At 59.2% G+C, this 12791-nt stretch carries 13 protein-coding genes; 1 reads left to right on the top strand and 12 read right to left on the bottom strand.

The window, feature by feature from the left end; all coding sequences use genetic code 11:
• Positions 1-117: 117 nt before the first annotated feature.
• From odhB to sucC, 12 genes are all read right to left on the bottom strand, one after another.
• Positions 118-1671 carry a 2-oxoglutarate dehydrogenase complex dihydrolipoyllysine-residue succinyltransferase gene (gene odhB / locus V8J81_RS13715; protein WP_368476314.1) on the bottom strand — a complete coding sequence of 518 codons (1554 nt, stop codon included), beginning with the start codon at positions 1669-1671 and terminating at the stop codon, positions 118-120.
• 6 nt (positions 1672-1677) lie between these two features.
• Positions 1678-4632, bottom strand: coding sequence for a 2-oxoglutarate dehydrogenase E1 component (locus V8J81_RS13720; protein ID WP_368476315.1), 2955 nt, complete (start codon positions 4630-4632; stop codon positions 1678-1680).
• A 55-nt stretch (positions 4633-4687) separates the two neighbouring features.
• Positions 4688-5107, bottom strand: coding sequence for a DUF805 domain-containing protein (locus V8J81_RS13725; protein ID WP_368476316.1), 420 nt, complete (start codon positions 5105-5107; stop codon positions 4688-4690).
• Complete coding sequence (locus tag V8J81_RS13730; RefSeq protein WP_368476317.1) at positions 5104-5694, bottom strand: DUF805 domain-containing protein; 591 nt, start codon at positions 5692-5694, stop codon at positions 5104-5106. The genes V8J81_RS13725 and V8J81_RS13730 overlap by 4 nt, the downstream gene beginning before the upstream one ends.
• Positions 5691-6320, bottom strand: a complete 630-nt coding sequence (locus tag V8J81_RS13735; RefSeq protein ID WP_368476318.1) for a DUF805 domain-containing protein — start codon at positions 6318-6320, stop codon at positions 5691-5693. Before V8J81_RS13735 ends, V8J81_RS13730 begins: the two co-directional genes overlap by 4 nt.
• A gap of 4 nt (positions 6321-6324) precedes the next feature.
• On the bottom strand, positions 6325-7206 hold the full coding sequence (gene sucD, locus V8J81_RS13740) for a succinate--CoA ligase subunit alpha (protein ID WP_368476319.1): 882 nt from the start codon (positions 7204-7206) through the stop codon (positions 6325-6327).
• A gap of 36 nt (positions 7207-7242) precedes the next feature.
• Positions 7243-7791: an STM3941 family protein gene (locus tag V8J81_RS13745; RefSeq protein WP_368476320.1), complete on the bottom strand. Its 549-nt coding sequence runs from the start codon at positions 7789-7791 to the stop codon at positions 7243-7245.
• Positions 7788-8345, bottom strand: coding sequence for a succinyl-CoA synthetase subunit beta (locus tag V8J81_RS13750; protein ID WP_368476321.1), 558 nt, complete (start codon positions 8343-8345; stop codon positions 7788-7790). Before V8J81_RS13750 ends, V8J81_RS13745 begins: the two co-directional genes overlap by 4 nt.
• Positions 8342-9082, bottom strand: a complete 741-nt coding sequence (locus V8J81_RS13755; protein WP_368476322.1) for a class I SAM-dependent methyltransferase — start codon at positions 9080-9082, stop codon at positions 8342-8344. Before V8J81_RS13755 ends, V8J81_RS13750 begins: the two co-directional genes overlap by 4 nt.
• Before the next feature lie 71 nt (positions 9083-9153).
• The gene (locus V8J81_RS13760) at positions 9154-9606 is read right to left on the bottom strand and encodes a hypothetical protein (RefSeq protein ID WP_368476323.1); all 453 of its coding nucleotides are present in this window, start codon (positions 9604-9606) and stop codon (positions 9154-9156) included.
• Positions 9603-10277 carry a class I SAM-dependent methyltransferase gene (locus V8J81_RS13765; protein ID WP_368476324.1) on the bottom strand — a complete coding sequence of 225 codons (675 nt, stop codon included), beginning with the start codon at positions 10275-10277 and terminating at the stop codon, positions 9603-9605. The genes V8J81_RS13760 and V8J81_RS13765 overlap by 4 nt, the downstream gene beginning before the upstream one ends.
• 3 nt (positions 10278-10280) lie before the next feature.
• Complete coding sequence (gene sucC, locus V8J81_RS13770) at positions 10281-11474, bottom strand: ADP-forming succinate--CoA ligase subunit beta (protein WP_368476325.1); 1194 nt, start codon at positions 11472-11474, stop codon at positions 10281-10283.
• A 246-nt stretch (positions 11475-11720) separates the two neighbouring features.
• On the opposite strand from sucC, the gene V8J81_RS13775 reads away from it, so the two are divergent.
• Positions 11721-12734: a glycosyltransferase family 2 protein gene (locus V8J81_RS13775; RefSeq protein ID WP_368476326.1), complete on the top strand. Its 1014-nt coding sequence runs from the start codon at positions 11721-11723 to the stop codon at positions 12732-12734.
• Positions 12735-12791: the final 57 nt, after the last annotated feature.

Here is a 12791-nt window from a genome sequence, read left to right on the forward strand (position 1 = left end):
AGGAAGCGCGAAATCTGCGTCCAAAGAGGAAATTTCTCACTTCCGACCCGCATCGAAAGAAAGCCCCCTACGTTTGCTGGGGGCTTTCGAAACGATAAGTTGGACAACTGGGTCAGATTACAAATCCATCAGCAACCGCCGCGGATCTTCCAGCGCTTCTTTAACCCGCACAAGGAACGTGACCGCCCCCTTACCGTCAACGATCCGGTGGTCATAGGACAGCGCCAGATACATCATCGGGCGGATCACGACCTCTCCATTGATCGCCATCGGACGGTCCTGAATCTTGTGCATGCCCAAAATGCCGGACTGCGGCGGGTTCAGGATCGGCGACGACATCAGTGAGCCGTAGACCCCGCCATTGGAGATCGTGAAGGTCCCGCCCTGCATCTCGGCCATGCTGAGCTTGCCGTCCCGCGCACGCGCGCCCTTTTCGGCAATCGCCTTCTCGATATCGGCAAAGCTCATCGCATCCGCGTCGCGGATCACCGGCACCACAAGGCCCTGCGGCGTGCCAGCGGCGATGCCCATATGCACGAAGTTCTTATAGACGATCTCTTGCCCGTCGATCTCGGCGTTCACCTCCGGCACTTCACGCAGCGCGTGCACACAGGCCTTGGTGAAGAAGGACATAAAGCCAAGTTTCACGCCGTGTTTCTTCAGGAAAAGGTCCTTGTATTCGTTGCGCAATTCCATCACCGCGCCCATGTCGACCTCATTGTAGGTCGTCAGGATCGCGGCCGTATTCTGCGCATCTTTTAGGCGGCGCGCGATGGTCTGGCGCAGGCGGGTCATCTTCACACGCTCTTCGCGAGACGCATCTTCCGCGGGGCTCGGGGCGCGCGGGGTCTGGGCAGGCTGGGCGGGCGCGCTCGTCGAAGACGGCGGGGCCGACACAGCTTTCATCACATCCTCTTTCATGATCCGGCCATCCCGGCCCGATCCCTGAACCTGATCCGCGCTCAGACCCTTCTCGGCCATCATCTTCTCAGCCGAAGGGGCGTTCCGAACATCTGCTGCGTCGCGACCTGCCGGAGGCGTGGAATACTGATCGCCACCAGTCTCTCCGTCACCACCACCCGTCGAGGCCGCGCTTTGGGTCCCGGAAGACGAGGCTCCGCCGATCACGGCCAGCTTGGCGGAAGCTTCAACGGTCGCCCCTTCAGGCGCGAGGATTTCGGACAAGACACCAGCCGCAGGCGCTGGCACCTCGACGGAGACCTTGTCCGTCTCCAACTCACACAGCATTTCATCCTGCGCGACCGTGTCCCCCACGGCCTTGAACCAAGACGACACTGTCGCCTCCGTCACGCTTTCCCCTAGGGTCGGGACCATGACGTCAACGGCATCGCCAGACACCTCTTCACGCGGCGCGGCAGAGGCCTCGTCCTTGGCGGCTTCCTTGGCTTTCGGGGCGGCGGCCGAGCCGGCATCCCCTTCGCTCAACGTGGCTAACAGGGCGTCTACGCCAACCGTTTCGCCCTCGGCGGCGACGATTTCGCCCAACGTCCCTGCCGCGGGCGATGGCACTTCGACCGTTACTTTGTCGGTCTCAAGCTCACACAGCATCTCGTCCACGGCGACGGCATCACCCGGCTTTTTGAACCAGGTCGCCACGGTCGCCTCGGTCACGCTTTCCCCCAGCGTCGGCACTCGGATTTCTACGGACATGTCTGATTATCCTTCGATGGTCAGCGCGCTGTTCACCAGCGCGGCTTGTTGGGATTTGTGGGCGGAGGCCAGCCCCGTCGCGGGCGAGGCCGAGGCACTGCGGCCCGCATAGCGCGGCCGCTTAGTATCAGCACCAATGCGGGTCAGGACCCATTCAAGGTTCGGCTCAATGAACGACCAGGCGCCTTGGTTCTTAGGCTCTTCCTGGCACCAGACGATCTTCGCTTGCTTGAACCGCTCAAGCTCTTTGACCAGCGCGAGTGCCGGGAACGGGTAGAACTGTTCAAGCCGCAACAGATAGATGTCGTCGATGCCGCGTTCGTCCCGCTCTTCCAGCAGATCGTAGTAGACCTTGCCCGAGCAGATGACGACTTGCTTGATCTTGTCATCCGCCACCAGTTCAGTTTCTGAATTTCCTTTCTGGGCGTCGTCCCAGAGGCAGCGGTGGAAGCTGGAGCCGGTGGTGAAATCCTCAGCCTCGCTGACCGCCAGCTTGTGCCGCAGCAGCGATTTCGGCGTCATCAGGACCAGTGGCTTGCGGAAGTCACGGTGGATCTGGCGGCGCAGGATGTGGAAGTAGTTCGCGGGCGTCGTACAATTGGCGACGATCCAGTTGTCTTCCGCTGACATTTGCAGGAACCGCTCCAACCGGGCGGAGGAGTGTTCCGGCCCTTGCCCTTCAAAGCCGTGCGGCAACAGCATGACGAGGCCGGACATCCGCAACCATTTACGCTCACCCGATGAGATGAACTGATCGAACATGATCTGCGCACCATTGGCGAAATCGCCAAACTGCGCTTCCCACAAGGTCAGCGCATTCGGTTCAGCCAGTGAGTAGCCGTATTCGAAACCAAGCACCGCATATTCCGAAAGCATCGAGTCGATGACCTCGTAATGCGCCTGTCCGTCGCGGATATGGTTAAGCGGATAGTAGCGTTCTTCGGTTGTCTGTTCGATCAGGCCAGAATGGCGCTGGCTGAACGTGCCCCGCGTCGAGTCCTGTCCCGACAAACGCACCGGATAGCCCTCCGTCATGAGCGACCCGAACGCGAGCGCCTCACCCGTAGCCCAGTCAAACCCCTTGCCCGTCTCAAACATCTGCTTCTTGCTCTCAAGCAAGCGTCCAACCGTCTTGTGCAGGTTGAACCCATCCGGAGCGGTCGTCAGGGATTTGCCGATTTCTGCCAGCGTTTCCGGTTTGATCGCGGTCTGGCCGCGCTCGTATACCTCTTCATCTTTACGATCGAGATGGCTCCAACGCCCGTCCAGCCAATCGGCCTTGTTGGGCTTGTAATCCTTGCCCGCTTCGAACTCGTCATTCAGGTGGCTCTGGAAGGCCGCCTTCATATCCTCGATCTCGCCTTCGGGGATCAGGCCATCTTTCACCAGCCGATCCGTGTACAGCGCAAGGGTTGTCTTATGGCCCTTGATCTTCTTGTACATGATCGGGTTGGTGAACATCGGTTCATCACCCTCGTTATGGCCGAAGCGGCGATAACAGATGATGTCGAGCACCACGTCCTTGTGGAACATCTGCCGGTATTCCGTGGCCACCCGCGCGGCGTGCACAACGGCCTCAGGATCATCGCCGTTCACATGGAAGATCGGCGCTTCCACCATCAGCGCAATATCAGTTGGATACGGGCTGGACCGAGAGAAATGCGGCGCAGTGGTAAAGCCAATCTGGTTGTTGACCACAATGTGGATCGTCCCGCCGGTTTTGTGACCCTTCAGGCCCGACAGCCCAAATCCTTCGGCAACCACACCCTGACCTGCGAACGCTGCATCACCATGCAGCAAGATGCCCATGACCTTGGTGCGATCCACATCGCCTTTCTGGTCCTGCTTGGCGCGGACCTTGCCTAGAACCACGGGGTTCACGGCCTCAAGGTGCGACGGGTTCGCTGTCAGCGACAGGTGGACGTTGTTGCCGTCAAATTCCCGGTCGCTGGATGCGCCAAGATGGTATTTCACATCCCCCGATCCATCCACGTCTTCGGGTTTGAACGACCCGCCCTGGAACTCGTTGAAGATCGCGCGGTAAGGCTTGCCCATCACATTGGCGAGAACGCTCAGACGCCCCCGGTGCGGCATACCGATAACAATCTCTTCCAGACCCAGTGCACCGCCACGTTTGATGATCTGTTCCATCGCGGGGATCAGGCTTTCGCCGCCATCCAGGCCAAACCGCTTGGTGCCCATATACTTGACGTGCAGGAACTTCTCGAAACCTTCGGCCTCGACCATTTTGTTCAGGATCGCCTTACGACCATTCTTGGTGAATTGGATTTCTTTGCCCAGGCCCTCGATCCGCTCCTTCAGCCAACTGGACTGAACCGGGTCCGAGATGTGCATGTATTGCAGGGCGAAGGTGCCACAGTAGGTGCGCCGAACGATATCAACGATCTGCCGCATGGAAGCCATTTGCAGGCCAAGCACGTTGTCGATGAAGATCGGACGATCCATGTCAGCGTCCGAGAAGCCGTAAGAGGCCGGGTCGAGTTCCGGATGCGGCGTCTGATCGCGCATTCCAAGTGGGTCAAGATCGGCCACTAGGTGCCCTCGAATGCGATACGCCCTAATGATCATCAGTGCCCGAATGCTATCCAGTACCGCGCGCTGGATCTGATCATCGGTCAGCTCAACCTTCGCTTCCTTCGCCTTCTCGGCAATCTTCTTGCCTGCAGATTTGGCCTCTTCCACCGGCCATTCACCGGTGAGCGCAGCGGTCAGATCATCGCCGGGAACAGGCGGCCAATCCCGGCGCGCCCAAGACGGGCCTTCGGCCTCTGCCGGGGCGGCATCGGCGTCACCAAGCGCATGGAAGAAATCGGCCCAAGCCGCGTCCACCGCCGAGGGGTCCTTGGCGTATTGCGCGTAAAGCTGCTCAAGATACTCGGCATTGTGACCCTGCATGAAGCTCGAGGCGTGGAATTGATCGTTCGGAGAATGTTCGGTCACAGCAAGACCTCCCGGATTGAACGTGGCATTGGGGTTTTGGTGGATTGGGTGTAGGTCATGCTAACGGATCCTCCCCGTATTGGTTCGGCCCGTCGGTGCCGCGGGATGCCCAGAAGACGATGTTCACGATGGACATGACGACAACGCCAGCAAGACCGATCATGAACAACGGACCGCCGGGGCTGTACGGATCGCCCGTGAACATCCCCAGGATCATCACGGCCAGTGGGATCAGTGGCACAAGCGTCCACAGACCCGTGCGGTCCGTGTCATGCAGACGACGCCAAGCAACCGCCGCGTAGGGCAACAGTGTGCCCAGGTTCCACAAGCCCGATAGAGCGTCAGAAACCAGAGACAACGCGACGTCGACGATGGCCAGGAACAGGGCAAACCACCAGAACTCAGACCGGCGGGCGCGTCCCGAAAAGTCGACATACTTGCTAAAGCAGGTGGAGATGCTTTCCGTGAAACTCATGCGATAGGATCCTCTCCATGGCGGTTCGGCCCAATCGTGCCGCGTGTGGCCATCCAGATGATGATAAGAAGGCTCGGCAACGTCTGTATGCCCGACAGGATGGTCGAGGTGCGGTTGTACTCCTCAAAATCGGCAAGCGCGCTGTTGATTTCGTTGAAAGACGCGGAGGGATCAAAAGCGACAATCATGAGTTCGGCGGATTGCGGACCGGTCACATTGAACACAATCACAGACATGATCGTGACGAAAATGATGGTCACGATGAACCACCAGGCGGGCTTGTCCTGATCGTTCATGCGCCGCACGCCACACGCGAGGATCGGCAGGTAGTTCAGCAGGTACCAGAACGTCGTGATCGGCATCACGTTGATGTAGAAATCAGTGATTGATTGGAAGTTTTCGGACAGAAATCTGGCAACGCGCCCCTCTCCGGTCGACGGCCAGAAAATGATGAAATCAAGGATCATCCCGACGAACGCACCAAGCGTGACGAATAGGACGTACCACCAATAGGCAGACCGTGGATCACGGTCGCGGAAATTGGTGCAGTGCACGATGTTGTGACGGATGGATTCAGTGAAAGTCATGCCAGCGGGTCCTCCCCAAATCTGTTTGGCCCGTTCGTTCCTTTCGTCGCCATCATGATCAGAATGATGATGCCGGCGGCGAACTGCGCCAGCGACAGGAACGAGGCTATACCCATGAAGCGCAAAAGCGACGTAAGCGCTTCGTCATCATCAAATGGCGATGCGGCGAAATTCGGGTCCTGTGCAGAAGCAAGGGCGAAATCCATGAACTCACCGAAGAATTGGAACATGTAGATCGTGGCCACCACAGTGGAGACAAGCGCCACCAGAGTGATGATGGCAAACGCCGTCCCCGACTTGTCGCAATCATGTCTGCGCCGGATGCCGCAGGAAAACAGCGGCAAGATGTTTACAATCGACCAGATGATCGTCACCGGAGCGAACGTGAAATAGATCCATGGATTTCCGGCAATAAGCTCCAGAAACTCTTCAGGACGCTCTATCGTTTCCATCATGTTGAAAAACGAGTCTGCCCTGAGCAGCAGCAGGGCCGCATCAATCGCGTTCGCCACGACCGAGCCCACGATCACGAAAAGGACATACCACCAGAACGCCGAGCGCGGATCGCGCCCGGAAAACCGGAACATGTTCCGAATGTTGTGGGATATGGCCTCGCCGAAGGTCATGGTCTTAGCCAATCGCCTCTAGAACCGCCTCACCCAGCGTGGCGGGGCTGTCGGCGACGACAATGCCTGCAGACTTCATCGCTTCGATCTTGTCCTCAGCGCCGCCCTTGCCGCCAGCCACAATGGCGCCGGCATGGCCCATGCGACGACCCGGAGGCGCGGTACGACCGGCGATGAAGCCAGCAACCGGCTTTTTGCGGCCGCGCTTGGCTTCGTCCGCCAAAAATTGCGCAGCTTCCTCTTCGGCAGAGCCGCCGATTTCACCAATCATCATGATCGAATGGGTTTCATCATCGGCCAGGAACCATTCGAGCACGTCGATATGCTCCGTCCCTTTGATCGGGTCGCCTCCGATGCCCACGCAGGTGGACTGGCCAAGGCCCACATCCGAGGTCTGCTTCACAGCCTCATAGGTCAGTGTGCCAGAGCGCGATACAACGCCGACAGATCCACGGCGGTGGATATGGCCTGGCATGATGCCGATCTTGCAGGCGTCGGGCGTGATGATACCGGGGCAGTTCGGCCCGATCAGGATCGACGAAGACCCTTCTAGCGCGCGCTTCACTTTCATCATGTCCAGCACCGGGATGCCCTCGGTGATGCAGCAGATCAGCTCCATCTCCGCATCAATGGCCTCAAGGATTGAGTCTGCAGCGAAGGGTGGCGGCACGTAGATCACGGATGCGTTCGCTTCAGTCACGGCTTTTGCCTCATGGACCGAGTTGAAGACCGGCAGATCAAGGTGCGTCATGCCACCTTTGCCGGGCGTCACACCGCCGACCATTTTGGTGCCATAGGCAATCGCCTGTTCCGAATGGAACGTGCCTTGGCTGCCGGTAAAACCTTGGCAGATCACCTTGGTGTTTTCATCAACGAGTACGGCCATCGGGGCCTCCTGTGGTCGTTTGAGTGCGGGATTTCATCATGCGGCTTCCATCAGATCGGGGCCGCCATGGGCGTTGGAATAAATTGCGATCAGAACAACCAGCTCATCCAGCGTGCCTTCGATCTGGTTGTGCCAGACCGTCAGCCCCTTGGACCCAAGCAAGGCTTGGTCAAGCTTCGCGGCAGAACGCATGGCGCGGGACGGAACAACACGGGCATGGGCCTCATCCGTGATCCGAACAATCAGGCCGGACTGACCCTTAACACTGATCGAGCCCAAGCCGGTCACCTCGTGCCAAGCCACTGGCCCGCCGCCTTGGACTTCGAAGTTCACACCCTCGGGGGACAGCGTAATCATCGGCTGGCCAGCCTTGCGCTTTGTCATCACCACGGCGGCTATGCCGAGCAGCCCAAGGAGGATGCAGAGAATGGCGACAACGACGATGCCGACCTCACCCTCCTCCGGGCCAATCCAAAAAACGCTGCCGCCAAGCGCGACCATGAACAAAGCGACGAGAATATACTTCCAGCCAAGAGCACGGCGGTGCAGCGTCAGCGCTTCATTTGGGTTCACATCAACAGTCATGGCGCAATCGGCATGAGCCGCTCCACGAGCAGGAAGGTCTCAATGCCATTGGGACCAGGACGCGTGCCAACGTGCACGACAGCAACGCGGCGCGGGTTCAACTGGCGCGCACCAAGAAGTGCCGTGCCTTCGGTCGGTCGATAGCGGTCGGGAATGGGTGCCTCGGTTCGGATACCTTCGGCCTCCAATCCCGCAACGGCGGCACTGGCGGCAAAGTCCCCATATTCCCCGTCGAAGGCAACCTCACAGCGACGGTCCGTTCCGGTCGTAGCGGCGCGTCCCGTCACCGGTGAAGGCGCCGCGTCGGAAAACGGATCGAGGTCATAGAAATCAACACGCACGCCGGGCGCTTCAAGAACCTCTGCGGCGCGGGCGGCGGTCATAAACGGGCTGAAACAATTGAGGGCGAATGCCTCGCTGGCCGTCTCGGCCACCTGACCAGCATCCTCCTGCCCCTGCACGCGCGCCGTGGTCGCAAGCGCGACCAGCCCGGCAATCCCGGCCACATGCACCATCGCCCAGATCAGGCTGCGTTTTTGCGAAGGGCCAATCATGCCGCCCCCCGTTCGAACAAGACATTGATATTGTCGTCCAGTGGAAGCCGAATTGGATTCAGCAAGCGCACGGAAAACCCGGTTCTGCGCGCAAGGTCACGCAACGTGTCCAACGTGAAATACTGGACATGATCGGGATACCGCAGCCCGACCCATTTGCGCTGGAAGATCTTGCGCCCGACACTGTTGAAATTCGGAACACGCACGTAGGCGCGGCCACCGGGTTTCAGGATGCGGGCCACCTGTTGCAGAACAGTGTGCGGATGCTCTTCATGTTCGAGGTAGGAACGTAGGATCACACCATCGAAAAGTGCGTCGGGAAAGGCCTTGATCGCCTCTGCGCCCGGCCCATGAACGCAATAGCCTCCATGTGCACGCAAGTTTTCGTCTGCTTTCGCAGCCAAATCTTCGGAGATTTCGATGCCGTATTGCGTGAAACCAGGATACTGCTCTGATGCTCCAGCGCAGCCCACGTTCAAAAGGTTGCCCGCGCCAAACCATTCTGCATAGCGCACCGCATCCGGCTTGCGCCCGATCTTATGCCGCCAACGAGTTGCCAGATCAGCGCGTTGCAGCAGGGGCTGCGCTTCGAGCCGTGCGGCCTTTTCCGTTACCCAAGTCTTCTCCCAGGCGAAGTCCTCAACCAAAGCCTCATAGCCCGGTGGGTTCGTGAGATAGACCAGATCGCACGACCGACAGCGCCCCATACGCCATTCATCGCGGTGGAATTTAGGCATCTCGGAAGGCCCCTCCGCCCCGCAAGACGGACAGGCGCGCACTCGGGTCGCGTTATGGACGCCATCCGCCATCACCAACGCGCCTCCACGCTGGCCCGGAAGAACTGATCTGCATTGCCTTCCAGCTGGCGGATTTCAATATCAGCGGCCTCTCCGCCGACAACGGCAGCAGCGGAGGCTCTGAAAACATCGGCGACTGCTGCAGCGTCGGCGACGGAAAACACCATCGAGCACAGCTCACCCGAAGGGTTCACCGACATGTCGAATTGCTGGTGAAAATAGGTGCCCGTCTCAGGGTTCGGAACCATGCCAGCATTGGCCAGTAGGGCCTGCGCCTCCGCCAATGCGCCGCTTTCTATACAGGTCGCCGCGAACAGGCGCGCAAGGACTGCTGGGTTGGCCTCGGCACTGCCCACGGACGGTGCCTGCGCGTCAGCCGCACCGGCAAAGGTCATCGCGAGCAGGCCCAACGCTGCAAACAAGCTGCGACGCCACGCCGTGATATGACAGCCCGCGTGGCTCACGCCTTGCCTCGCGCCTCCAAAACCTCACCCAGTTGTTCGTGGCCCCACAACGCCATGGTGCGGCGGCGCTTCCACGGTCCAACACTTGCGTCGGTCAGATCGTCCAGATCAAGCTGGTCATGGCTTTCGGGGATATGGCGTTCTGGCTTGGGGAAATTGAACGGGGCTAGCATCGGGTTGAAATTGGCATGTTGGCCATTTTCGGTCAGCGGCACATTCTCGTTCACCAGATCCACCGTCAGCAACAGGTGCGGGATCTTGGCCTTGTGAATGTTCTCGATCACCTTCCAGCGGAAATCGTCCGTCAGATGGATCAGGCATTCGCGCACCATGATCAGATCGCATTTCGGAAGCTTGTCGGTTGCAAGGTCGAGGTGCATGAACCGGCGGCCCGTTCCGCCATGGGCAGCCTTGACCTCATCCACCAGCTCTTTGGAGATGTCGCCGCCAATATACTTGATACCCGTCAGGTCGACGGCAGCCATCCAAGTCCAATCCCCGCAGGGCGCATCAAGAAAGGTTTTGACTCCAAGGTCCTGGAACAAGCCTGGAAGCGCACGGCGCAACCGACGTGTCCGCCGCACTGTCGAGCCTGAGCCAGAGCGGGGCTTGCCCTTGTCCTCATCGGCCCAGGTTTTCTTTTCAAAAACGTCCTGAAGGGAGCGATCCATGGATTATCCCTTTACGGCAGCCACGATCTTTTCAGCACCGTCCTTCAGATCGTCTGCGGCGATCACGTTGAGACCGGAAGTATTGATAATCTCCTTGCCCTTCTCGACGTTTGTGCCCTCAAGGCGCACGACAAGCGGCACTTCAAGACCGACTTCCTTCACCGCGGCCACAACACCTTCAGCGATGATATCACAGCGCATGATGCCGCCGAAGATATTGACGAGGATGCCTTTGACGTTGGGGTCGGAGGTGATGATCTTGAACGCCTCGGTCACTTTCTCTTTTGTGGCACCACCGCCCACATCAAGGAAGTTCGCTGGCTCCGCGCCGTAAAGCTTGATGATGTCCATCGTCGCCATGGCGAGGCCGGCACCGTTGACCATGCAGCCAATCTCACCATCCAGTGCGATGTAATTCAGGTCGAACTTCGATGCGGCCAGTTCCTTGGGGTCTTCTTCCGTCTCGTCGCGCAGCGCCGCAATATCAGCGTGGCGGTAGACGGCGTTGCCATCGAAGCCAACCTTGGCGTCCAGCACCTTCAGATCACCGCCATCGGTCACGATCAGCGGGTTGATCTCCAGCATCTCCATGTCCTTCTCGACGAAGGCGTTAAAGAGGATACCCATCAGCTTGACGCACTGCTTGACCTGCGCACCCTCCAGCCCGAGCGAGAAGGCGACGCGCCGCCCGTGATAGGGCTGGTAACCGGTCGCAGGATCGACACTGAAGGACAGAATCTTTTCCGGCGTCGCTGCGGCGACTTCCTCGATATCCATACCGCCTTCAGTCGAGCAGACGAAAGAAATCCGGCTCGTCTGCCGATCTACCAGAAGGGCCAAATACATCTCGGTCTCAATGCCCGAGCCATCTTCGATGTAGATGCGGTTGACCTGTTTGCCGACGGGGCCGGTCTGGTGCGTCACCAGCGTGCGACCCAGCATCTTCTTGGCTTCGTCCGCCGCTTCTTCAACCGACTTCGCCAGACGCACACCGCCTGCCTCACCCGCATCGGCTTCCTTGAAACTGCCTTTGCCACGGCCACCGGCGTGGATTTGCGCCTTTACGACCCAAAGCGGTCCGTCCAGTTCACCAGCGGCGGTTTTGGCGTCTTCCGCCTTCAGAACCACCCGTCCGTCCGAGACCGGAGCCCCATATTGCCGCAAAAGTGCCTTCGCCTGGTACTCGTGGATGTTCATGGGATCGGTCCGTCTGTTAGGTCACGTTGTCTCTGGCTAAGCACAACTTTTAGGTGCAAGGAAACGGGAAAGTTCAGCTTTTACAGGCTTTCGCCCGAAAACCCGACATTTGTGATCACAGTCTAAAAAAGTGTGATCACAAATTCTAGCCTGTATACCTCAGACACCGACTCACCGGGGGCTTGCCCCATTTCGCGATCCATCGCAGCCTGCAAGCAACGGGATGGCAGAACGGCACGAGAGCACATGACAGACAAACCCCGCTGGGGCATCGTCGCAACCGTGGCCGAACCCGCCCCTCTCGTTCTGGCCTTTGTGGCGCATCACTTGTCGCTCGGCGCGTCGGAGATCCACATCTACCTTGATGAAGCCAATGATCCGGTTGGTGAGGCGCTGGACTGGTTGCCGCCGGTCCACGTAACTCGGTGCGACATGGATTACTGGCAGGCCGTTGCGCCACGCAGGCCCCGCCGCCATAACAACCGCCAATCCATCAACGCGACCCACGCGCAATCCGTCTGCAATCTTGATTATCTGCTCAGCTGTGATGCCGATGAATTCCTGCGCCCCGGCTCGAACGTTGAGGCGCAGATTGCAGAAATCCCCGACTGGGCCACGTGGACGAAGGTGTTCAACCTCGAACGCACAATGGTGCGTGGCGTGCCGCAAAACTCGATTTTCGACGGGGCCTTCAAGGTCCACTACCAAGGGCGCGATGATACGCCGTTGCGCACTTCAGACCTTGCTCCGATGGGCTTCACCGGTCACGCAGCGGGCAAGCCGATGGTGCGCACGAAAATTGGCATGAACATTGGAATCCACGTGCCCCGGCATGGCCATATCAAGGACCGCGTCGTGCCGCCCCACTACCCTGCCGATCAGATCGAATTGATCCATTTCGACGGGCTCACACCGCTCCATTGGGCTGGAAAATTCATCCGGCAAGCCGCGAAGACCCCGGATCGCCTGGCGCAATTGCCGCCCTTCCGCATCGCACAGTGGCGCAAGATCGCCGCTTGTCTGAACGACGACGCAGCGCTGCGCGGCCTATATGATGACGTAAACGCCTACGACACGGCTCGACTGATCCAACTGGAAGAGGACGGCTATGTTGTGCGCGAGCGGTTCGACCCTACGGCTGCTTTGCAAAGCATCTTTCCCGGACACTCCGTAGATTTGAGCCCCAAGCATTTCGACAGCCTGTTACGCCCACGCATCGATCAATGGCTCCGAACCGCGCGCAAACACGGGGTCCTCTAGACGGGCGCGCCATCCGCCGACTAGGGTGCCAAAAAACCAAATGCAGCAGGCTCAAAT

It is taken from the genome of Gymnodinialimonas sp. 202GB13-11 (assembly GCF_040932485.1).
Taxonomy (GTDB): domain Bacteria; phylum Pseudomonadota; class Alphaproteobacteria; order Rhodobacterales; family Rhodobacteraceae; genus Gymnodinialimonas; species Gymnodinialimonas hymeniacidonis.